The following is a 21,309-nucleotide window of genomic DNA, read 5'->3' as shown; positions in this document are numbered from 1 at the left end:
TATGTGGTCTCATCCGCCAGCTCGCCCAGAGAGGTGGGGACATAACTGCCCGTGGGCGAACGTTTCTCTACCCATCTCATAGATGCTGTTCTGGAAAGGAAGCGAAAAGAAAGGGAAGAAGTCCGCAAGAAGCTGCTCGAGCAAACCTTTAAAGCACTGGAGCGGCTGGCACAGATCTACAGCTTCGAGGAAGCGTATATTTTCGGTTCGCTGGTGAAGCCCGGGCGCTTTCTCCCAGGCGTATCAGATATCGACATAGCCATAGCGGGTCTCGATGATAAAGACTTCTTCCCGACAGCAGCTTTTCTCTCCTCCGAGCTGGGAACCGATGTCGATCTTGTCCAGCTCGAGTGCCACCCCCTCGCAGAAACCATAAAAGAGAGGGTCTGAAATGGAAAAAGCCCGCCTGAGCATCCTTGTCGCCAGAATCAAGAGCCAGGTGGAAACCATAGAAAAACTCTTTGCCAAAGTGGAAGAGCGCAAGGAGCCTAAATCTTCCGCCGAGTGGGAAAGCTTGGCCTTCCGGCTGTACAACCTGTACTGCGGTTTCGAAGACCTCTTTAAGAAAAACGAGGGAGCGCGAGGGGGCTGTAATCCCCCTCAATTCATTGAGGGGATACACGGACCCCCTCGCGGTATAATGGCATAAAGGCCTAGGGAAAGGAGGCGAACCGTGAGTGCCCCTTGTCACTATTAAAGCCCAGGTCCACGCCGATCCACAAACCGAAGCCGTTCTCAAGTGCGCGTCAAGAGTTAGTAGGTGGTTCGGGAGAAAACTTCTCTTCATGGAAACCTCGCCGCCAGGATAGTCCCGGTACCTGCGCCATTAAGGGATCAAACTACTGAGGCTAGGCCGGCTTAGTTCCCGCAGCACATGCTTCACCCATGGAGCTCCTCTAGACTGTCCTCTCAATGCCGGCAACCCAGCTTTATGCCAACTCTCCGCCTCCTCTATCTTCCGCTTTACCTCCAACCGCACCGCCTGAGCCAAATGTTCTTGCCTGGCCAGCAGTACCGGCCAACGAGAAGTGTGCCTCCCGAGCACCCCGTTGGCTCGAGCAGCCAAAACCCGCGCCATCCTGTCTGCTCCTGCCTCCGTCCAGCTGGCTCCCAACCGCTTCATCCGCCGCGCCACGTTGTGCTGTACCTGCCCCTCTATGGCCCCCAGATGCTCCGCAACAGAAGAGGTAACTATCCCCGACCAGTTCTCCTTGAGATACTGCCAGAGCTTCTCTCTTCTCCTCCTCTTAGCCCCGCGAACTCTCCTTGCTGCTCCTCTCAAAATCTCTTCTACCTTCTCCCAGTCCCCCAGATAAATGGCCTGCCTGATCCCACTATAGGCCTCCTCATCGTGCCAAAAAGCCTCTATAAGCCGCCGGTCCAACCGGGTTCCCAAAAACGGCTTCTCTCCTGGACTCCCCCTCCTGCCTGAGTGCTTCTCCTACTTCCTGCACGGCCTGCCACACCGCCATGGGGCTGATTCCCGGAACAAGATAGCCTAGAATTTCTGCCGCCCGCCTGAAGGGTACTTCGCTCCCAAGCTTCACCGCCATCTCTTTCAAGCGCGGCGTGCATCTAGACCTCTCCGGCCAGCCCAGAACCTCGTCAAGAAGAAACCTGGCTTCTCCCGTCTTTTTGTTCCTGTAAAGCCGCCTTTTTACTTTGAATTCCCCAAAGCTGCTAACTACGGTTCTTTCCCGGAAGCCTATCACTTTCCAGGTGCGCTTGTCCCGGGCGTTCACGAGCCAGGTGTCTATTTCCTCGAGGGCCCAGGCGAAGATCTTCACGCAAGCTTCTTGAGAGAGCTTGTACACTTCTTCTTCGAGCTTGTAGAAGTCGCGGCATTCGGTAATTAGTTTGCTAACTTTCTCCCCCAGAAGAAGGATTATGTCCGCAAGAGGTTGAATGTCTGAAATAGGTTGACTGTGCATGAGACCTCGCTCCTCCTTTCAGTCCATGAAAATTGTCTGTGAGGGGCGAGGTCTCCTCCTTCATGAGTCTCCTCCGTCACTTACTGAAATTGTACGCTTTCCTTAAAAAGCCGGGGCCTTCAGCGGCGGACTTTTTGGTAACCTCATAAGATCGCCCTGACCCGTTCTTCACTCAAAACCGCGGCCGCATATCGGAGGGCGGCGAAAATCTGCTCCCGCGTCAAATCGTACTCCTGCATCATCTCTTCGTATGTGGCTCCGCCTGCCAGCTTGCCCAAAAGGACATCTACGGGAACTCGCATTCCCTTTATGACTGGCTTGCCGCCTCTGATTTCCGGATCCACGATTATCCCGGGCAGGATTTCTCTCACTTTCGATTCCCCCTTTTATCACCCCAACCAAACTCCTCCCTCGTCTACAATTATACTCCAGGGCAAGATCACTCCGAGCTCCGGAACTGCCGGCCGGAGTAAATAAGATTCAGCGTATGTCTGAGCAGGTTCTCCAGACGCAGGTACTCGTCCAGTCTAAGCAGGCGGCAGGTTCCAGCGAAGACCGCTATGCCGGCCAGCGCGTCCAGGGCCAGCCGCAGGGCCAGAGAAAGCGCACCGCCTGCCAGTACGCCGGCCAGGTATCCGTCCACCAAAACGGCTCCGCCGCCGGCCAGGAGAGAAGCCAAAATTGCACCGGCGGCTAAGAAGAGAACGCTCCTCGTTCCCAGGCCAGGTATCCGCCGGGCTAAAAGGTAAAAGAGCACCAGCACGTTAAACGTGGCCGCCAGGGAGGCCAGCAGCTCGGGGCGGCGGCAGAGCTCGGCGTTCCTCTCCGGGTGGGCGAGGATAGGGGTGACGCCTTGTAGCTGCAGTTCGTAGAGCACGCGCTCCGCGTAAGGCGGCACGAAGGTGGAGGGTAGCTCCACCAGGAGGTAGCGGCCCGCGTCGTTGAGGGGGACGAGCTCCCCTTTAGCCAAGCGCTCCGGCAGGTCGGGCTCGAGACGGTACTCGGCGCCGGGCAGGACCCGCAACGGTAGCCCCTGCTCGGCTAGCCGCTCGTTAAGAAGAGACACCGTCTCCAGTATCTCCTGGCGCGACGGGAAGAAACTCCCCCTTATTACGTGCGGCGTGGCAACCAGGGCGGTTACGCCGTCCGCCAGCGCCAGCCGCGCCATGGAGAGGGCTTCCTCGAGGTCCTCCGCCCCGTCGTCAAGCCCGGGCAGGATATGGGTGTGGATGTCGATCACCCTTCAGCCGCTCCTTTAAAGGCCTCCACCACCACTCGTTTTCCACGTACCACTTTACCGTGCAGCGCAGGGCCTCAGCAAAGGTGTGCTTTCTTTCAAAGCCCAGCTCCCGCTCGATCTTGGTCGAGTCCAAAGCGTAGCGCCAGTCGTGCCCCGGCCGGTCGGGCACAAAAACCAGATACTCCTCCCCCTTGCCCAGAAGCCGCAGTACCTCCCTCAAAAGATCCAGGTTGCGCATTTCCTGGCCTCCGCCGATGTTGTAGATCTCCCCCGGCCGGCCCTTGAGGAGCACCAACTCCAGCGCCCGGCAGTGGTCCTCCACGTAGATCCAGTCCCTGATGTTCCTCCCGTCCCCGTAAACGGGCACGGGCTTCCCCTCCAGAAGGTTGGTCACGGCCAGCGGGATGAGCTTCTCCGGAAACTGGTAGGGACCAAAGTTGTTGGAGCAGCGGGTAATGATCACCGGTAGGCCGTAAGTCCGGTGATAAGCCCGGCACAACAGATCAGCCGCCGCCTTGCTGGCCGCGTAGGGGCTGTTGGGAAGAAGAGGAGAACTTTCGGTGAAGGGAGGGTCTTCCTCCCGCAAGGAGCCGTATACCTCATCGGTAGAAACCTGGAGGAAGAGGGGGATCTTGTGCCTGCGGGCGGCCTCTAAAAGGACCCTCACCCCTTCCACGTTGGTGCGCACGAAGGGAGAGGAGTCGGCGATGCTGCGGTCCACGTGGGTCTCGGCCGCAAAGTTGACCACCGCGTCCCAGCCCCCGGCCATGAGCTCTTCCACCAGCCCGGGGTCGGCGATATCCCCTTGGACGAAGCGGTAGCCGGGAAGGCTTTCCACGTCCCGGAGGTTGTCAAGGTTGCCCGCGTAGGTGAGCTTGTCGAGGTTGAGCACTTCCCAGTCGGGGTGCTTCTGCAGGATGTAGCGGACGAAGTTGGAGCCTATAAAACCGGCCCCTCCCGTTACCAGCAGACGCACTCTATCCACCTACCCGTGCTTTACTTCCCAGGAGAAGGGGATGGAAGGGTCGTTGTAGGGGACGCGGTACTCGTCCGGCTCCTCGTAGTTGTAAAGCTCGGTGGGGATGTTGAGGATGAGGGCAAGCTGTCCTCCCTCGCTGGTGAAGCCGTGGTAGACCCGCGGCGGTATCTTTATGAGGCAGGGGTTTAAAAGCCCGATGTGAAATACGTTGACCATGCCCCTGGTGGGGCTGTCTTCGCGCGGGTCGTAAAGCGCTACCTTGGCCATGCCGTAGATGCAGACGAAGTGGTCCCACTGCACCTTGTGGTAGTGCCAGGCTTTTATCACCCCCGGGTAGCAGGCGGTGACGTAGGCCTGGCCGAACTTCGTGAACTCCGGCCAGTCGGAACGCAGGCACTCCATCAAGAAGCCCCGGTCGTCAGGAATGAGCCTGAGCTTCTTTATCTGCACCCCGTGTATGAGCTCCATTTCTCTTCCCCTTCCCCTTAAAGAGTTACTTCGCACTCGTCCCCGATGAAGAAGCGCAGGGCGCTGCGCCTGTTCTCCCCGGCCCTCTTTATCCTGGCCCGGTAGCCTATGAGGCTGTCTTCCACCGGCCCCACGTTCTCCAGGTGGCAGCCCTCCAGCACCACGGAGTGCTCAATGTCCACTCCTCGCAGCACCACCCCGTCCCCGATGGCGGTGAAGGGGCCGATGAAGGAGTCTTCAACCAGGACGTTTCTCCCTATGACTGCCGGGCCGCGTATGGTGCTGCGCACGATTTTGCTCCCCGGCCCTATTGCTACCCGCCCGACTATCGCGCTTTCCCGGTCCACTTCCCCTTGCAGATCCCGCTCGGCGTACTCGTCCAGCACTATCCGGTTGGCCTCCAAGATGTCGTCCTTTTTGCCGGTGTCAAGCCACCAGCCCTCAAGCTTCAAAGCCTTCACCTTTCCGCCCAGGTGGATGAGTTCCTGGATGGCGTCGGTTATCTCCAGCTCCCCCCGCCAGGAAGGCTTGATGCGGGAGATGGCCTCGTGGATGGCCGGGGTGAAGGCGTAGACCCCCACCAGGGCCAGGTTGCTGGGAGGCTCCTTGGGCTTTTCAATAAGCTTCACTACCTTCCCCTCGCCGTCGAGCACGGCCACACCGAAAGCGCGGGGATCGGGAACTTCTTTAAGCAGGATGACGGCCTCGCTTTCTCCCCGCTCAAGCTCACTGACCAGCTGGTGCGCCCCGCCCTGGATGAGGTTGTCCCCCAGGAACATGAGGAAGGAATCCTGGCCCAGGAAGCCCTGCGCCGTTTTGACGGCGTGCGCCAAGCCCAGGGGCTCCTCCTGCAGGATAAAGGTGAGACGGGCACGGCCGGAGAAGGCCCCTTCTACCGCCTCCCTTACCTTGCCTCCCGTCTCCGGGGAGATGATGATGCCGATGTCTTCGATCCCCGCCTCCAGGATCTGCTGGAGGACGTAGTGGATGATGGGACGGTTGGCCACCGGCAAAAGCTGCTTGGCCGTGGTGAAAGTTAAGGGTCTCAGCCGGGTCCCTTTGCCGCCCGAGAGGATTAGGGCCTTCAAGCTTTCCACCTCTTAAGCCGCTGAAGGGCTTCCTCCAGCTCCAGAATTTCCAGACCGCAAGCCCGCGCTTCGCGCAGGGTAGCCGCCTGCCGCACCCCAGGGAGGGAAACAAAGTGGGTCGCCGCCCGGTAGACGCGGCCGCGTTGGCAGGAGGGGAGCCGCCGGGCCTCGATCACTATGTCCGCCTGAGCCTTTTCCAGGTCGATACCCTCCCGCCGCGCCAGGTACTGCAGCCGGGAGAGAACCTCCACCAGCCAGCTCTTGAGCGGAGGCTCGACCCATATGATGAGACTAGCCTCCCTGGAAGCAACAGGACTTGTTAGGAACTCTTTCGCCAACTTTAGCCAGGAATCCTCCTTGTCGGAAGGATCGGGAATACAAAGGAAACGGAAAGGCTTATTTTCCCCTCCCAGATCCAAAGGCTCGACCTGAGGGGAAAAGATAGCCGAAAAATCGAGAGGGACGAAGAGCTCTTCCCGGCCCCAGGCTCGCTTCAGCACTTCCTCAGGATTATAGCTCCCGCCTTTGAACTCGACCTCCCACTTGCCCTGGAAAAGCAGGCGGTTGGTCTTGAGGAGCCGCATATAACTTTCGGGCTGTTTGCGGAAGGAGTGGCTGCCGTAGTGGTGCACAAAAACGTCCTCTGCCACGGCTAACCGATAGCCCGCCAGCTGCGCCCGCAGGCAGTAATCGTCGTCCTCAAAATTGCCTGTACCAAAGAGGGGGTCGAAACCGCCGATTTCCTCCAGCAACTCGCGCTTCATCATCCATAGGAAGCCTATCAAGCGGTTAACCACCGTCAGTTTTCCCGCTCTCTCCCGATGCCAGCGGGCTGCCCAGTCAGGAAAAGAAGCAAGGTCAGGAGGTGAAAGGTTTGTCCCCTGAAAACCAGCGGCGTAGTTGGTGCATGGCCCCACAATACCTAAGCGGGGATTAGCAGCGAAAGCTGCCAGCAGATAGCTAGCCCAGTAAGGAGATACCACCACATCGTTGTTCATCACCACGAGGTAATTCCCTTCCGCTACAGCTAGGCCCAAATTGCAACCTAAAGGATAACCCAAATTATCTCCTGGCTTTATAACCTTCACCTTCTCCCGGTGCTTCGCAACTACATCTTCCAGAAACTCTGCCATCTCTCGGCTACCACTATTATCTACCAAGATAAGCTCTATAGGATAATTAGTGAACTTAAAAAGTGCATCTACCGATACGCGGGTAGGCCCTATGTCGCCATAAACAGGCATTACAACACTTATTAGCTCCTTCTCGGAAGAAAAGCAGTAAACCCCTCTATCCACTTTGTCTTCACGAGCCCGGTTAACACGCTGTTGTAGAAGATAGGTATTCCCTTCCACATTTTTGCCTGGCTTGGGCGAAACCTGCAGGGCCTGAAGCAAGGCTTTCCGCAAATCGAACCTGACTTTGTCGAAAGAGTAACGGGTCTGAATACAAGCCCTTCCATTTTGGGAGAGCTTCTCCCACAAAGCCTTATCTTGATAAAGGCGCTGGACGGCCGCGGCAAATGCTTCAGCAGTATCGGCTATCAAGACGTGAACTCCATCTTCCAAATCCATCCCCTCTGCTCCCACCGGAGTGGTCACTACCGGTAGACCAGCCGCGAGCGCCTCACCGATTTTCCCCTTCATTCCCGCGCCGTATCGTAGTGGTACTACAGCCACACGGGCGCTTCGCAGGTAAGGCTCCATCTCCGGAACGTAACCGGTCACGACCACGTTCCCCGGCGCAGTCTGCGCCCTGCTCTTCAGAGAAGGAGGGGGAGCGTTACCTACCACCGTGAAGGTAAGGGAGGGGTCGGAAGTTACTAGTAGGGGCCATATTTCGTCTAAGAACCAATGTATGGCATCCACATTCGGAGTATGGAAGAAATTACCTACAAAGAGGAGGCCGTTGCGTTCGACAAAGTCAGGGGTTTGCGGCCACGGTTCGTGGATGTTGGGGATAACGACCACCGGGGTGGTTTTTACCAGCGTATCAAGGAGTTCCTTTTCCTTTCCAGTTATAGCCACCACTACGTCTGACTTAGCATACACAGCCAGTTCTCGCCTTTGCGTATCTTGCCACCCGGATTTAGAAGATGAGATGCCATTTATCTCGGCCATGCGCTTTTCCCGGAGAAAGTGAAGGTCGCAGCTATCAGTCACCATCCTAGCTTCTGGGAAAAGGGCACGGAGGGGTTCCATAAAAGCTTCTGCCGTCTGGTAGGTGTGGAACCACACGACATCCGGCCTAAAATCCAACGCGAAACCAAGAAGCTTTCTCTTGATTTCTTCTTGCTCACCTGCATTGTTTACGGGCCATTCTGCCCCGTAGGCCACATCAACTCCCATCCTCTGCAACATATCCAGGTACTCGTCCATTCTCCAGGAACAGTAGCAGAAAAAGCCTAAGGTGTGTCCTTCTTCGAGCATAAGCTGGATGAGCTGCAGAAGTCGCTGGCTACCCGAGGCGCGATCGTAAACTGGCGGAACATGCTCCACAATCAGAATACGTAGCGGAGGCACGCGCCGCACAGCCAGCGGGACTACCTCAAGCAAAGGAGGCCACTGCCGGGAGAGCTCCTGCCGCCACTTCTGATAAAATTTCTCGCGGTTGATAACCTGATAGCGCTTGAAGCCTGAACTGAGATCCCGGCCCGCAGTAGCTCCTTCCAGATGGATCACTCTGGCCTTGGGTTCAAAAACCACTCGCCAGCCCCTGGCCCTCAGGGAAAAACAGAGGTCGGTGTCCTCATAATAAGCAGGAGCATAAAGAGGATCGAAAGCACCAGCAGCCCAAAAAGCTTCGGCTTTCACCAAAAGAGCAGCAGCGCTACAGTAATCAACGTCCCGGCGCTCGTTGAATTCCGGTAAATCTGGTGCGTGGCCTCTGCCGTAGTTCCACGCCGACCCATCCTGAAAGACAATGCCGCCTGCTTCCTGCAACCGACCGTCAGGGTAAAGAAGCATGGCGCCTACCGCACCCACTTGGGGCGGGTCAGCCGCTTCTAGTAGTGCTTCGAGCCACCCCGGTTGCGGTTCGGTGTCATTGTTGAGAAAAACCAGGTATCTCCCCCGCGCCATTTCTGCTCCTAAGTTAGCCGCCGGCCCGAACCCTAGGTTGCGCTCAAGGGGCAAAAGACGAACCCAGGAAAGCTCCTGCAAAAATTCCCGCGAACCGTCGGTAGAGCCGTTGTCTACTACAATCACTTCATAGCTGATCCTATCGCCGGAGTTGGCCCTTATGCTGTTTAAGCATCGCTCGAGGCACGCAAGCCCGTTCCAATTAACTATTACTATTGACACCTCCGGTTCATCAGGGCTCTTGTCCCAAACCGCTCTTCTGGCAACCAAGATGATTTGCAGGGCGGAAAGCTCCATCAGCTCCCGGTCGCTAACGTGCTGCATAGCCAGCCGCCCCAACTTTATATTTCGGGGCAAACGAGAGGGATTAGGCGGGAATGCAAACCGGACATCAGGCACAAAAGCGGTTTCACAAATTTTTAAACCTGCTTCTTCCAGCATCTTTCTGGCAGTAGCTGCAGTAAAGAAGCGAAGGTGATCTCGGTCGAAAATACCCTCGGATCTGTACTGCCATGAACCATCGGAGATACTTTTTATTTCCATAAAATTGCGCAGATTAGGCAGGCTGACCACCATCAGCCCGCGCTTGCTAAGCAGAGACGCCAGCTTCTCAACAACCCCCCAAGGATCGGTTAAGTGCTCCAGCACATCGGCCAGGACGATAACATCGAAGCCGCCGGGCGGGGGTTCGAGGGAGAGCTTTTCAATGTTCCCTACAATCACTTTATCTAATATCTGTTCTGCCTCTGCTGCTACCTGGGGAAGTATCTCTACACCGTGGACTACAACCTCCGGATTCCTCTCCTTAAGAGCCTTACCCAACATGCCTGCTCCGCAGCCCACGTCCAGTACCGTTCGCGCCCAATGAGGAATCCGGGTGAGGATCTCCGGGCGAATCTTGTGATAATAACCCTCGCATAGGCGGCTATTGGAAATCAACTTTCCCCTCTCCCCCTTACTGTGAAATACAGGTTTTTCGCCCACTCCCGCCAGCGGTCAAGCATATCAATTTCTTGGCGGACTTCCTTCTTCCACTCAAGCAATTGAAGCCTAGCTTCCTCCTCGGTAGCCAGAATCTCTCTAACCAGAGAAACTGCTGGCTCGCCGGAGGGAAGCGAACCCTCCTTCTCCAAGAGACGGCGCAGGCACTCTTTAGCTGCTAGTATATGCTCTAAACGCTCCTTTTGCCTGTTGGTGATAGCTTCTCTCTGAAGCCGGGCCAGTTGCAACCATGTCTCAAGTATCCTTTCGGACAAAAGTTACACCTCCGGGCCCTTAAAAGAAGGCGGAAAACTGACGCCTGCTCTCTGGGAAACGATTCCGGCCCAAGCTTCGCGCAGTTCGCGCAGGTGCTGTTGCACTTCTCGTAAAACCTCCGTGTCTTTGGCTACATTGGCCGCAAAAAGGCGGGACAAGAAGAAGTCATAAACCCTTTCGAGATGCTGGCTTATTTCGTACTGGTGGTTCAGTGAGTTCTTAAGCTCGGTCACTATCTCTTCCACCCGGATGATTAGCCTATTGGCCTCGGCGAAATCCCGTGCCTCAATAGCTCCTATGGCCCGGGAAAGAAAGTTTATGGCGCCATCGTAAAGCATAAGGAGCAAGCGCTCCGGCGGCGCGGTGTTGACCGCCATCTCCAGGTACTTGTTAACTGCCTCCATAGCTTTCCCCTCCTGAATTTACTACTTATTCAGCTGAGCAAACTTCTGGGCCAGCCAACTGCTCTGGGCGTTGAGTTGGGCCAAAAATTCTTCCATAGCAGTAAATTGTTGCCACAAGACTCTCTCCCTCACCTTCAGCCGCTCCTCCATAGAGCGAATTTGGTCCTCAATACTACGTATTTCCTGGGAGAAGTAGTTGTCTTTAGCCTGAAGGAATCCCACCCCAGTAGTTCCGGTGCCCGTAAGCCAGAGATTGAGAATTTTACTTAAGCGCACAGCCACGCCATCGGCCTGACTAGGAGAAGCGCTACCCGAATTTTGCGAGAATAGTTGGGCCACCTTATCAGGAGCTTGGCTCAAAGTCTGGGAAAGTTTAGTATCGTCTATGCTCAAGGTAGGGGCTTCGCCCGAAGTGGTTACTCCTATACCGCTCAGGCTATTGTAGGGATAAGGGAGATTGCTCACGAAGTCCGAGATCCAGCGCCGTAGGCTACTCTGGAGTTGGTAAAGGGAAGCATCGCCCATGAGAACACCGGCCGTTTTGGTGTTGGGGTCGTACTTGGTGTATTCGGAGATATCCTGCATAAGGGCATTGTATTTGTCAACAAAGTTTTTAATCTTGTCTTTTATAGCTTGTACATCAGTGGTGATATTGAGGGTAACCGAGCCAGCTCCTTGCAGCTGAAGGGTAACCCCAGGAATAGCATCAGTGACCGTGTTGCTGTTGCGGGTAAGTTGGAGGCCATTAACGGTGAAAACCGCATCCTGAGCCGGTGTTAGCTGGTTGGCCACGGCACCGGTAGAAGTGAGGATGCCAAGGCTCTGTAGTACTTTGGTGGTGGCATCGTCCACAAAACTAATGGCGCCAGCACTACCGGTAGTTTGGCTGGTAATGACCAGGCGGTAGCTGCCAGTCTGCTGCAGTACCACCGTGGCTGTGACCCCCGCCCCAGCGGCATTTATTTTATCGCGTATAGAGTACAAAGAGTCGGTGGTTGCTACAGTTATCGATTTTCCATTGATTTGGAAGGTACCGCTAAGATTTAAAGCTGCCGTAGGATCGGCATAAGCATTAGAAGCCACACTCTGAGCCTGCGCCAGTTGCGTTACGGTTATATTATAGGTACCTAACTGAGCCGTACTGAAAGCCTGCGCCGTTAGTATGGATGCGTTAGAGGAAACAGCCGCTTTGGCCGCGAAGGTAGAGGAAAGGGTCAGATCGAAAAGGGCGGCGTTCAGAGCATTAAGGTCCTGTCCTATCTTCTGCCAGGCTGCTTTCTGCTGCTCCAACCTGGCTTCCTTCTGCTGGAGAAGCTCTATAGGCTTTCTTTCCAGGGCCATGAGCTTATCGATAATGCTCTGGGTGTCCAGCCCCGAAAAGATGCCCACTATTCTCATATCGGCCATACACATCACACCCTTTCTTCAAAAAGAATCCCTACCAGGCGCATCATCTCCGCCACCATGTCCAGGATGCGCTTGGGCGGTATTTCACGCACCACCTCGCCCGTCTCGCGGTTCACCACCTGAACGATTATGTCGTGGGTGGCCTCATGGATCCGGAAGCGAAGGTCATAATAGGTGACTTCCAGCAGGAGGTTAAGCCGGTGTACCACTCCTTCTATCGCCTGCCGATCTCCTTCTTCCAGACGAAGCTTCAGCTGTTTCCCTTCCTCCTTGGAAGCTCCGGCTCCTGTCTCCTCTACAGGACGGAGGGTTACGTCAGCTAAGCCTTCTATCCTCTCCACGTGCACCTTCTTTCACCTCAGCAAAAGATTCCATCTTTTGCAAAAGGGAGAGAAGACTCTGTAAAAGCTCGTTCCGTGGAAAAGCTTTTAGCCCTTCTCTGGCTACTTCTGCAGCCTCCTCGTACCGTCCAAGAAAAGTGAGCTCCTTTATGAGTGCGGTATACCACGAGAAATCTCCCTTCCCTCCTTCCAGTGCCTGCTGGTAAAAGACCACCGCCTCCTCGTGAAATCCCTTATCTGCCGCCACCTTCCCCAGAACTACGAAGCCCTCGGCGTCCCTGGCCCCTCCCTGCACCGCTGCGATGATCTCCTCTGCCGCTAGCTCGGCAAAACCGTGGCGGTAAAGAAGCTTGCCGAGCTCCATCCTCCGCCTAGGTTCGGGCAGGAAGTCAAGCAAAGGCAAAGTTTTTTCGAACTCGTCGAAGGCCTCCAGCTCTAGGAGCGTGCTCAGGAGTTCCAAAACTGTCCGCAGGACTTCTTCCTCTTCATCCGGCAAGGGAAGGGGAGCCTCTGCCTTTCCTGCCAAGCAGGCGATGAAGCTAGAGTAGATGCGGCAGCAAAGAGCATAGCTTTCCGGAAGCGACTCTATAAGCTTGCGCGCCTCCCTCACCTTGCCCTGAAGAGCAAGGATAAAGGATCGGCGGAGCCGAACCTCTGGATGCTGGAAGCCGGAAAGAACTTCGGCCGCTTCGGTGTAACGCTTAAGGCGGAGAAGCGCCCACGCCATAGCCAGAGCAAGCCGGGAGGAAGAAGGATTGTGAGCCAACGCGCCTTTTAAGAATTCGACGGCCTCCACATGGCAATCGGCATCGGCCAGAGCCCGCGCCACCACGAGGCAAGCTTCCTCATCTTTAGGGTCGACTTCGTTAAGCAGGGTCCGGCTCGCTTCCCCCGGCCCGCGGGTGAGGGTGAGCCTAACCAGCCGATCGAGGGCGGGGTAGAATTTGCGTTGGCAGGACCAGGCACGGCGGTAGGCTGAAATGGCCTGATCCCGGTTGCCTTCCCGCTCTTCCACTTGGCCGAGTAAGTGCCAGGCCAGGTAGCTCCCCACCCCCCGCTGGGTGATGAAGTGGACGGCTGATTCTCCTCGGGCCAAGCACTCTTTAAAGGAAGCCCTGGCTCGGGCAAGATCCCCTCGGTCTAAGTGAACACAGCCTTCAAGGAACCAGAGGTCGGTGTAGTCAGGATAGACCTCTTTAGCATCGGCCAGGACTTTGAGTGCTTCTTCGTACCGGCCGAGAACCTCTAAGCAAAGAGCTATATTGCGTACCAGGATAGAGGCGTGGCTCACCGCTAGATCGGGCAGATACTTGAAGGCAGTCTGAAACTCCCTCAACGCTTTGAGAAAGTCTCGTCGACGCAAATATTCTACTCCCAAGTTAAAACGGTTAAAGGAATCTTCGGGATTTTCCCGCACCGCCTTTTCTAACAGGGCCAGGTTACGGGCCACCTTTCGCTTTCCCCTCACCGAGTTGGAAAGATAACCGTAGTGATTTATCTTGATGTTGGTGTACTCGATCTTTCCGCCGTGCTCCTGAATGACAGGACCGATCTGCTCGTGGATACTGCCGCGAAAGCGGTATTCTGGCCGGTTGCGGAAGATTCGGACCGATGGGTTGAGTACTGCATCTACCCCTTCCCGCTCACCTACGAAGTTAACCACAATAACCGAATAGGCATCGGCCGTGCCTGCGTTCAGGATTTGCCTGAGCTTCTCCCCTTCCCCCTCGGCCAACTCCTCGTCGGCGTCAAGGAATATAATCCAGTCCCCCGTAGCCTGGTCGAGAGAAAAGTTGCGAGCCTCACTAAAGTCCCCCGTCCATGGGAAGAAGCAAACCTTGGCCCCGAACCCCCGGGCAATTTCCACCGTGCGGTCGGTGGAGCCAGTATCGACCAAGATGATTTCATCCACTACTCCTCTAACACTGGAAAGAAGGCGAGGAAGGTCCTCCTCCTCGTCCTTGGCAATGACGCAGAGGGAAAGCAAACTCACACTATTCACCTCCTCATTCTAAGTAATCGACCTCACTTCCTCTACCTTTAGCTGTTAAAGGCAAAAAGGCAGGCATTTGGTGCCTGCCTTTTTCAGATCCCGCGCTTCGGCGGGTCTTAACGCAGAAGCTGCAGCACAGCCTGAGGAGCCATATTGGCTTGAGCGAGAACCGCCACACCCGCCTGCTGCAGTATCTGAAGCCGCGTAAAGTTCATCATCTCCTGAGCCATGTCTACATCGCGGATGCGGGACTCGGAAGCCTGCAGGTTCTCTGCTGCCACGCTCAAGTTGGCAATGGTGTGCTCCAGCCGGTTCTGGACAGCACCCAGATTGGCACGCATCATGGAAACATAGCTTATGGCTGCATCAATAGAAGCAATAGCATTGTTGGCAGCCAAGCTGGTGCTTACATCGAGAGCATTAACCTGGAGGGCGGCGCTGTTAGCAGCACTTATACTTATCTGGATACCTTGACCGGTATTAGCGCCGATCTGGAACCACTTATTAACAAACGAACCATCAAGTAGCTTCTGAGTATTAAACTCCGTCGTAGTGGCAATGCGGTCGATTTCCTGAACTAGCTGGTTAATCTCGGCCTGGATAGCCTGCCGGTCTTGAGTCGTCAAGGTATCGTTAGACGCCTGTACCGCTAGCTCCCGCAGGCGCTGTAAAATGGCGTGGGTTTCGTTAAGCGCTCCTTCCGCCGTCTGGATGAGGGATATGCCATCCTGGGCGTTGCGGATGGCCTGGTTGAGGCCCCGGACCTGGCTGCGCAACTTTTCGGAGATGGCCAGGCCCGCCGCGTCGTCGCCGGCACGGTTGATCCTCAAGCCCGAAGAGAGCTTCTCCATGGACTTGGCCAAGAGGCTTGCCGTCTGGTTGAGGTTGCGCCAGGCGTTTAGGGCCTCAAGGTTGTGGTTAATCCGCAGGCTCATGCGTTATCCTCCTCCCTACTCGAAGGATTTGTTCACTTTTCGCCACCGCGCGGAACCCACCCCTGCCGGTCGGCCGCCCCGTAGGGGTGCAAAGCCCTGCGGCTTTTCACTCCTGTTAATCGTCAACTGGGATCTTAAACTTTAGACCCTAGCTATAAAAATCGACGGCTTAGGAATAAAGTAAATATTTGGGCGTGTATGCGGCAAAAGATCCAGGATAAGCTCGGGAGGTTTAGGGAGCTCGGCCGCCAGGTCGGCCACCGAGCTCCCCTTCTCTATAGCCGCCAGGTAGTCTCCTTCCTCGGCCCAGCGGCCGATGGCCTCTAAAGCCGCCTTTTTGCCTTCCTCCGCCCCTTTAGCCCCAATGTCCCAGGGAGAGAGAAGACCGATTTCCCGCCAGCACCGGCTCTGATCTATGGACACGTAGAGAAGCTGCAAGGGTTACAAGCCCCCTTTAGCGTAAAAAGTCCACCAGCGAGGGTTGGAGCAGGCGAGCACCCACCGCCAGGGCGGCCCGGTAGACGTTCTCCTGGGTCTTCAGGTCCACGATGGTGCGGGCCATATCGGCGTCCTCGGTCTGGGAAAGCAAGCGGGTGAGGTCGGCTTCATTGGTCTCCAGCCGTTCCATCCCCATCTCCAGCCGTTTCACCTTGGCGCCTACTTTAGAAATAATCCCTAGAAGACTATCTATATGCTGATCAAGTTCTTGGAGACACTTAGAGGAAACAGTTGTGACTTGTCCGCTTTGTAGGCCGTTGCGAAGTTCAGTTAAGCTATTAATTATAGCGGGGAAAATATCTATGCCCGGGACACTTACCTGGACTGTAGTACCAGGTGCGATTTCATAAGAGATAGTGTTAGAATTACCCTGCCAGATATAAACAGGATTGCCCTGCGAGTCGTTGCCGGATTGGTAACATGGAGGCTTATCAGTCTGGGTTCCTGCGAATACATAACGTCCTGCATAGTTGGTGTTAGCCACATCAACTAAGTGCTGCCGCAACTGTTCCACTTCTTGAGCTAAAGCTTGTAACGCTCCAGGAGGAAGATCAGAATTGGCTCCGGCCACGGCAAGCTCCCTGGCCCGCTGGACGGTCGCCAGGGCGTCGCGCAGAGCCGCCTCGGTGGTGTTGAGCCAGTCCACCGCGTCCGCCATGTTCTTGTGGTACTGCTGGTTCTCCGCCAGCTGGGCCCGGAGCCTTAAAGCGCTCATTACGCCCAGAGGATCGTCAGAAGGGCGGTTGAGCCTCCGGCCAGAAGAGAGTTCCTCTTGACGCTTGGCGATTTGCTCGAGGCGGCTGTTAAGGTCGCGCAGGAAGGTGGTGACCAGCATGTTGGTAGTTACGCGCACGACTCTACGCCTCCTTTAGCGGCCCACCAGGCCGGTGCGGTTGATAAGGATGTCCAGGGCCTCGTCGAGTATGGTCATGGCCCGCGCCGCCGCCGCATAAGCGTGGCTGAACTTCATGAAGTTAGCCATCTCCTCATCGAGCGAGACGCCCATCACCGCCTGGCGGCGGTTCTCCAGCTGATCGACGAGAAGCTTCTCGTTCTCGGTCATGCGCACCGCCTGGACGGTCTGGATGCCCACCCCGGCCACCAGGCCGCGATAGAAGTCTCCGAAGGTACCGGTCGGAGAAGAAGGAGGCATGGTTTTATCGTTTGCCAACCGAGCTAGGGCCAAAGCATTGGAGCCGTCGCCAGGTAGCAAAAGAATGCCCAGCTGTTGCAACACATGGGTTGTAGGGTCATCGGCAAATTGAATAGTAGCTGCCTGGCTATTGCTGGTGATTACCAGCTGGTACTGGTTTCCACTTGCCTGTACAGTAGCTGTTACACCAGCTCCAGTGCTGTTTATCTTAGTCGCTATCGAGTTTAGTGAGTCGGAGGGCACTAAAGCTACTGAACTCCAACTTACTGAATTTGATAGCTTGATTTGAAAAGTACCATTGAGGTTAAGGGGCGTCGCGGGATCAGGATAAGTATTAGAAGCTATAGTGAAAGGGTTGGCGTTAATTACATTAGCAGTAGCGGCGGCTAATGCAGCAGGAGTATTAAGTACATCATTGCTTAGCGTTATATCAGCTGCCCCGTTGCCTGCGAAAAAGCTCCTACCTGTTTGTCCATCGAGCCCGTATCCTTGCTGATGTATTTGATTAAATTCGGTAATAAGAGTGCTTGCCAGGCTATTCAAATCCACCATGACTTGACCTACATAATTCTTAACCTCTAATAACCCTTTGAGCTGACCCGTCTGGAAATTCACACGAGTGGTAGTGCTAGTAGGAGAGGCGGGAGTCCATACAACCTGGCCATTAACCACTTGCCAAGAGTTGTAGCTAGATCCATTTACCAATTGTTGACCTCCGACCAATACTGTTACCTGCCCATCCGGCTGCTCCTGAACGGTGAAATCGGTCCACCTGCTCAGCTTATCCAGCAAGAGATCCCGTTGGTCTAAGAGGTCGTTGGGGTTGTCTCCCACCGCCAGCGAGCGGGCTATCTGCTGATTTAGATCGGCTATTTGCTGGGCCAGCGTATTGACCTCGTCCACCCCCACTTTTAGCCTGTAGTCGAGGTCCTCCTGCAGAGCCTGGAGCTCCCCGTAAAGGTGCCTAATGGTCTCGCACAGGGTCTTGCCCTCTTCTATCACGGCCGTGCGGACGGCCAGGCTTTCCGGGTTCTTGCTGAGCTCCTGCCAGGCGTTGAAGAAGGAGGTCAGCGCCGCGCCCAGGCCGTTGGGGCTGGGCTCGTTTAAGATGAGCTCCACCTTTTGCAAGGCGTCGCGCCGGGCCTCCCAGAAGCCCAGGCGGCTGTTCTCCTCCCGCCACTGCCGGTCCAAGAACTCCTCCCGCACCCGTTTAATTCCCCTTATGTCCACGCCGGTGCCCAGCTGCCCCGGCATTCCCGGACGCATGACGGAAGGAATGGTGTAGGCGGAGGAAGCCGCCAGTTCCACCCGCTGCCGGCTGTAGCCGGGAGTGGAGGCGTTGGCTATATTATGGGAAGCGGTTTCCATGGACCGCTGCATGGCCATGAGCGCCCTCAAAGTGGTCTCCAGCCCCAGGAAAGTGCTGATCAAGGCTTTAAAACCTCCTTTTTAGGCCCGCGCGTCAAGCCCTTCTCCTTTGGGTTGAAGCTTTTCCTTTAGCGCTTTCGCCTCTTCCGGCGTTATCTCTTCAGCTTCTTCCTTACCTTCACGGTAGCGGAAGATTCCTATCCTGCCGCTTCTATCCCTCTCGACGCGGAAGCGGTAGGGGTAGTTGAAGAGGGCCGCCGCCAGGTTCAGCTCTTCCACCAGGCGCACCAGTTCCTCTTCCGGCCAGGTGCGGTTGCGGGCTAAAGAGAGCTCTTTCTCCGCCACCACGTCCGGGCGCAAGACAGCCAGGCCCTCGTATAAGATCTGCGATTGCAAGCCACCCGCTCCTACTTTCACCCTTCCACCTTCTCAAACCGAGCAGTCGAGCGCCTTTACGCCCAACCGCTGCCACAACCTCACCGTCTCCAGGTCAAGCGCCACGGCCCGGGTAAGCAGAAGGCGCAGCCTTTCCCTGGCCTCCCGCAAGGCCGCCACCGCCTCCCCTAGCCCCGGTGTTGCAACCGGCCCTTCCAGGCCCACCTGGAAAAGGGAGCGCAAGATTTCTTCCGCCTCCGCCGTGGCCGCTAACAGTTCGTCCGGTGAGTTGCTTTTCAACGCCTCCACCTGGCGGTTCACGGCCTCGGCCAGGTCCCAAATTAGCTTCAAGAGATCTTCCTGCTTGCCCGGCATTTACCTACACCCGGCGGTCGAGCCGGTGCTCCTGAAGCATCCCTTCGGCGATCTTGCGCAGGTCGGGGCGGTACTCGCCGCGCTCGATCTTCTCCTTCAGCTCCCGCACTTTTTCCTCCCGCACCTCGGGAAGCTGCCGCAGCTCTTCCCGCAGCCGGTTGAGGCTCAAAGCCTCCGGCGAGAGGGAAAGGGTTACTCCCTCCTCCGGGGCCTTGGCCTTGTCCCGCTTGGCCTCTTCCCGACGTACCTGCTCCGCTCCGTAAATCTGCAGGAGCTTCTGCAGCTCGGTCCGGTCTATCTTCATGCTCCGACTCTCCCTTTCGTCACCGGTTCTCTGTGAGAGTAATCGTCAACCGGTGGGCAATTCTTTAGCCCACCGCCGCCAACTCTTCCTCCAGGCATTTGGCCTCCAGGCGGCAGGACTTGGGTTGCACCAGACCTCTCACGTCCAGGATCAGAGCCACTCTGCCGTCTCCCAGGATGGTGGCCCCCGCTATGCCCGGTATGCGCCCCAGGTACTCGCCCAGCGACTTGATGACGATCTCCTGCTCCCCCAAAAGCTCGTCCACCACCAGGCCTGCCCTTTTGCCCCCGCCCAGGTTAACCACGACCACATAAAGGTGCGGGATCGATCTGGGCTGGCCGCCGAAGAGCTCGGCCAGGGAGAAAAGGGGAAGCACACTTCCCCGCACGGGCACCACTTCCATGTCCTTCACCCGGCGCACTTCCTCCCGCGATACCTTGAGGGTCTCCAGCACGGAGGTCAAGGGAAAAGCATAGGTCTGCCCCTCCACGCTCACCATGAGGGCGCGGATGATGGCTAAGGTGAGGGGAAGCTTGATGGAGAACTTGGTTCCCTGGCCCGGACGGGAGCTCACCTCCACCGTCCCGTTTATCTGCTCGATCTGCTTGCGCACCACGTCCATGCCCACGCCCCGCCCAGAAAGGTCAGTCACCTGCGAGGCGGTGGAAAAACCGGGCTGGAAGATGAAGTTGTAAAGCTCTTCCTCCGTGAGACGGGAGGCGGTTTCCGGGTCCACCAGCCCCAGAGACACGGCCTTTTGCCTCACCCTCTCCGCGTCTATCCCCCGCCCGTCGTCTTCCACCTCGATGACGATGTGGTTCTCCTGGTGATAGGCCTTGAGCCTGATGGTGCCCACGCGCGGCTTCCCCAGGGCTTCCCTCTCCTCCGGTGGCTCGATGCCGTGGTCCACCGCGTTGCGCAGCAGGTGAATGAGCGGGTCGCCGATGACCTCGATGACGTTGCGGTCGAGCTCCGTCTCTTTCCCTTCCACCACGAAGTTGATCTCCTTGCCCAGCTTGTGCGCCAGATCCCGCACCATGCGGGGGAAGCGGTTGAAGAGCTGCCCCACCGGCAGCATCCGGGCCTTCATGATCTGCTCCTGGAGTTCATTGGTGAGCTGCCCCAGGTGGTTGGAAACCTCCTCCAGTACCTCCACCAGATCGTCGGAGCCGTAGCGCTGCTCGAAGATCTCCACGATGCGGTCGAGCCGCGTGCGGTTGATCACCAACTCCCCCACCAGGTTCATGAGCTCGTCCAGCTTCTGAACGTCCACCCGCACCGTCTTGGTAGGGGCCAGACCGGTAGGAGAAGCGGCGGCCGGCCTCTTTTCCTCGCGGGTAGCGGCAACCTCGCGATGCTCGGCCGGGCGCTGTTCTAAAGTTACGGGGGTGACCTCCACTTCCACGATCTCGGAGACAGTAAGCAGCAGGTGGCGCAGGCGTCCAGGGTCCTCCTTGGTGAGAAAGATAAGCTCAAAGGAGCGCTCGTATTCCCCTTCCTCCAGCTCTTCCACCGGCGGGGTGGCCTTTATTATCTCCCCCAGAGGCTCCAAGGTGCGGAAGACGAGGAAGGCTCGCACCCCCTTCATCTGGCAGTCCTCTGCCACCGTCACTTTTATGTGGTAGGCCTGGAAGCCCCGGATCTGGGCCTCGTAGATGGTGGCCTCCTCCGCCTCGGTAAGCCCCGCTTTGGTCCCCCCGGCGGGCCGGGAAGCAGGTGAGGTTAGAGGCCTGGCCTCGCGGAAGCCCCTGAGCTTGGCCACCACCGGACCTATCTCCGGTGCTTCCCTGCTGGGATCGAGGATGCAGTCGCGCAGGGCCTTAAGCACATCTAAGGCCTCGAAGAGGGTGTCCACCACCTGCGGGGTGACCTCCAGCTCCCCCCGGCGCAAAAGATCGAGCAGGTTCTCCATCTCGTGGGTGAGGTTGGACATGTCCTCGAAGCCCATGATGGCCGAGGAGCCCTTGACGGTGTGGGCCGCGCGGAAGATCTCCTGCAGAGCTTGTGCGTCTCCTCCTTCCCGCTCCAGCACCAGCAAGTTGTCGCTTATGACCTGGATCTTCTCCTCCAGCTCGTCCAGGAAAACGCTTAGCGTCTCTTGGTCGAACACGCC

General features: G+C 56.8%; 23 protein-coding genes. 2 read left to right on the top strand and 21 right to left on the bottom strand.

From position 1 onward, the window contains the following. Positions 1–51 precede the first annotated feature (51 nt). Both DXX99_RS01780 and DXX99_RS01775 read left to right on the top strand, forming a co-directional pair. Entirely contained in the window at positions 52–390 is a 339-nt protein-coding gene (locus DXX99_RS01780; protein WP_165847648.1) for a nucleotidyltransferase family protein, read from the top strand. A gap of 1 nt (position 391) precedes the next feature. Beyond that, entirely contained in the window at positions 392–649 is a 258-nt protein-coding gene (locus DXX99_RS01775) for a hypothetical protein (protein ID WP_115791790.1), read from the top strand. A 177-nt stretch (positions 650–826) separates the two neighbouring features. Here DXX99_RS01775 and DXX99_RS12065 read toward each other — a convergent pair whose 3' ends face one another. The 21 genes from DXX99_RS12065 to DXX99_RS01675 form a co-directional block, all read right to left on the bottom strand. Next, on the bottom strand, positions 827–1,396 hold the full coding sequence (locus tag DXX99_RS12065; RefSeq protein WP_420809002.1) for a UPF0236 family transposase-like protein: 570 nt from the start codon (positions 1,394–1,396) through the stop codon (positions 827–829). After that, on the bottom strand, positions 1,347–1,931 hold the full coding sequence (locus DXX99_RS12060; RefSeq protein WP_420809001.1) for a UPF0236 family transposase-like protein: 585 nt from the start codon (positions 1,929–1,931) through the stop codon (positions 1,347–1,349). Before DXX99_RS12060 ends, DXX99_RS12065 begins: the two co-directional genes overlap by 50 nt. 143 nt (positions 1,932–2,074) lie before the next feature. Next, complete coding sequence (locus DXX99_RS01765) at positions 2,075–2,302, bottom strand: DUF433 domain-containing protein (RefSeq protein ID WP_115791789.1); 228 nt, start codon at positions 2,300–2,302, stop codon at positions 2,075–2,077. Between the two features lie 68 nt (positions 2,303–2,370). Further along, positions 2,371–3,171 (bottom strand): tyrosine-protein phosphatase, encoded by an 801-nt coding sequence (locus tag DXX99_RS11650; protein WP_115791788.1) that lies wholly within the window; start codon positions 3,169–3,171, stop codon positions 2,371–2,373. After that, positions 3,134–4,147, bottom strand: a complete 1,014-nt coding sequence (gene rfbB, locus DXX99_RS01755) for a dTDP-glucose 4,6-dehydratase (RefSeq protein WP_115791907.1) — start codon at positions 4,145–4,147, stop codon at positions 3,134–3,136. The genes DXX99_RS11650 and rfbB overlap by 38 nt, the downstream gene beginning before the upstream one ends. Positions 4,148–4,156: 9 nt before the next feature. Further along, the gene (locus DXX99_RS01750; protein ID WP_115791787.1) at positions 4,157–4,618 is read right to left on the bottom strand and encodes a dTDP-4-dehydrorhamnose 3,5-epimerase family protein; all 462 of its coding nucleotides are present in this window, start codon (positions 4,616–4,618) and stop codon (positions 4,157–4,159) included. Positions 4,619–4,635: 17 nt separating this feature from the next. Further along, the gene (locus DXX99_RS01745; RefSeq protein ID WP_240610764.1) at positions 4,636–5,715 is read right to left on the bottom strand and encodes a glucose-1-phosphate thymidylyltransferase; all 1,080 of its coding nucleotides are present in this window, start codon (positions 5,713–5,715) and stop codon (positions 4,636–4,638) included. Continuing rightward, on the bottom strand, positions 5,703–9,725 hold the full coding sequence (locus tag DXX99_RS01740; RefSeq protein ID WP_115791785.1) for a glycosyltransferase: 4,023 nt from the start codon (positions 9,723–9,725) through the stop codon (positions 5,703–5,705). The genes DXX99_RS01745 and DXX99_RS01740 overlap by 13 nt, the downstream gene beginning before the upstream one ends. Further along, positions 9,722–10,042: a hypothetical protein gene (locus DXX99_RS01735; protein WP_115791784.1), complete on the bottom strand. Its 321-nt coding sequence runs from the start codon at positions 10,040–10,042 to the stop codon at positions 9,722–9,724. Before DXX99_RS01735 ends, DXX99_RS01740 begins: the two co-directional genes overlap by 4 nt. 3 nt (positions 10,043–10,045) lie before the next feature. Beyond that, entirely contained in the window at positions 10,046–10,447 is a 402-nt protein-coding gene (gene fliS / locus DXX99_RS01730) for a flagellar export chaperone FliS (protein WP_115791783.1), read from the bottom strand. Positions 10,448–10,468: 21 nt separating this feature from the next. Then, positions 10,469–11,854, bottom strand: a complete 1,386-nt coding sequence (fliD, locus tag DXX99_RS01725; protein ID WP_165847647.1) for a flagellar filament capping protein FliD — start codon at positions 11,852–11,854, stop codon at positions 10,469–10,471. 5 nt (positions 11,855–11,859) lie between these two features. Beyond that, complete coding sequence (locus DXX99_RS01720) at positions 11,860–12,195, bottom strand: flagellar protein FlaG (protein ID WP_165847646.1); 336 nt, start codon at positions 12,193–12,195, stop codon at positions 11,860–11,862. Further along, entirely contained in the window at positions 12,170–14,188 is a 2,019-nt protein-coding gene (locus DXX99_RS01715; protein ID WP_165847645.1) for a TPR domain-containing glycosyltransferase, read from the bottom strand. The genes DXX99_RS01720 and DXX99_RS01715 overlap by 26 nt, the downstream gene beginning before the upstream one ends. A 116-nt stretch (positions 14,189–14,304) precedes the next feature. Continuing rightward, positions 14,305–15,117 carry a flagellin N-terminal helical domain-containing protein gene (locus tag DXX99_RS01710; RefSeq protein WP_115791906.1) on the bottom strand — a complete coding sequence of 271 codons (813 nt, stop codon included), beginning with the start codon at positions 15,115–15,117 and terminating at the stop codon, positions 14,305–14,307. A 147-nt stretch (positions 15,118–15,264) separates the two neighbouring features. After that, entirely contained in the window at positions 15,265–15,561 is a 297-nt protein-coding gene (locus tag DXX99_RS01705; RefSeq protein WP_115791779.1) for a DUF6470 family protein, read from the bottom strand. A 16-nt stretch (positions 15,562–15,577) separates the two neighbouring features. Continuing rightward, positions 15,578–16,474, bottom strand: coding sequence for a flagellar hook-associated protein FlgL (flgL, locus tag DXX99_RS01700; protein WP_115791778.1), 897 nt, complete (start codon positions 16,472–16,474; stop codon positions 15,578–15,580). Positions 16,475–16,489: 15 nt separating this feature from the next. Further along, the gene (flgK, locus tag DXX99_RS01695; RefSeq protein WP_115791777.1) at positions 16,490–18,205 is read right to left on the bottom strand and encodes a flagellar hook-associated protein FlgK; all 1,716 of its coding nucleotides are present in this window, start codon (positions 18,203–18,205) and stop codon (positions 16,490–16,492) included. 18 nt (positions 18,206–18,223) lie between these two features. Continuing rightward, positions 18,224–18,559 carry a hypothetical protein gene (locus tag DXX99_RS01690; RefSeq protein WP_115791776.1) on the bottom strand — a complete coding sequence of 112 codons (336 nt, stop codon included), beginning with the start codon at positions 18,557–18,559 and terminating at the stop codon, positions 18,224–18,226. 12 nt (positions 18,560–18,571) lie between these two features. Further along, positions 18,572–18,868 carry a hypothetical protein gene (locus DXX99_RS01685; RefSeq protein ID WP_134642927.1) on the bottom strand — a complete coding sequence of 99 codons (297 nt, stop codon included), beginning with the start codon at positions 18,866–18,868 and terminating at the stop codon, positions 18,572–18,574. Between the two features lie 28 nt (positions 18,869–18,896). Then, entirely contained in the window at positions 18,897–19,196 is a 300-nt protein-coding gene (gene flgM / locus DXX99_RS01680) for a flagellar biosynthesis anti-sigma factor FlgM (RefSeq protein ID WP_115791774.1), read from the bottom strand. 64 nt (positions 19,197–19,260) lie between these two features. Beyond that, the gene (locus tag DXX99_RS01675) at positions 19,261–21,306 is read right to left on the bottom strand and encodes a chemotaxis protein CheA (protein WP_115791773.1); all 2,046 of its coding nucleotides are present in this window, start codon (positions 21,304–21,306) and stop codon (positions 19,261–19,263) included. Between the last annotated feature and the right edge of the window lie 3 nt (positions 21,307–21,309).

The sequence above is a fragment of the Ammonifex thiophilus genome (assembly GCF_003368535.1).
Classification (GTDB): domain Bacteria; phylum Bacillota; class Desulfotomaculia; order Desulfotomaculales; family Ammonificaceae; genus Ammonifex; species Ammonifex thiophilus.
The sequence above is the reverse complement of the archived record's forward strand: the minus strand, read 5'-3'. Positions and strand labels throughout refer to the sequence as shown.

What these genes read in the sequence shown, in the direction of transcription:
- DXX99_RS01775 (WP_115791790.1), top strand. Translation starts at nt 392, where the DNA reads ATGGAAAAAGCCCGCCTGAGCATCCTTGTCGCCAGAATCAAGAGCCAG.
- DXX99_RS12060 (WP_420809001.1), bottom strand. Translation starts at nt 1,931, where the DNA reads ATGCACAGTCAACCTATTTCAGACATTCAACCTCTTGCGGACATAATC.
- DXX99_RS01750 (WP_115791787.1), bottom strand. Translation starts at nt 4,618, where the DNA reads ATGGAGCTCATACACGGGGTGCAGATAAAGAAGCTCAGGCTCATTCCT.
- fliS (WP_115791783.1), bottom strand. Translation starts at nt 10,447, where the DNA reads ATGGAGGCAGTTAACAAGTACCTGGAGATGGCGGTCAACACCGCGCCG.
- fliD (WP_165847647.1), bottom strand. Translation starts at nt 11,854, where the DNA reads ATGGCCGATATGAGAATAGTGGGCATCTTTTCGGGGCTGGACACCCAG.
- flgM (WP_115791774.1), bottom strand. Translation starts at nt 19,196, where the DNA reads ATGAAGATAGACCGGACCGAGCTGCAGAAGCTCCTGCAGATTTACGGA.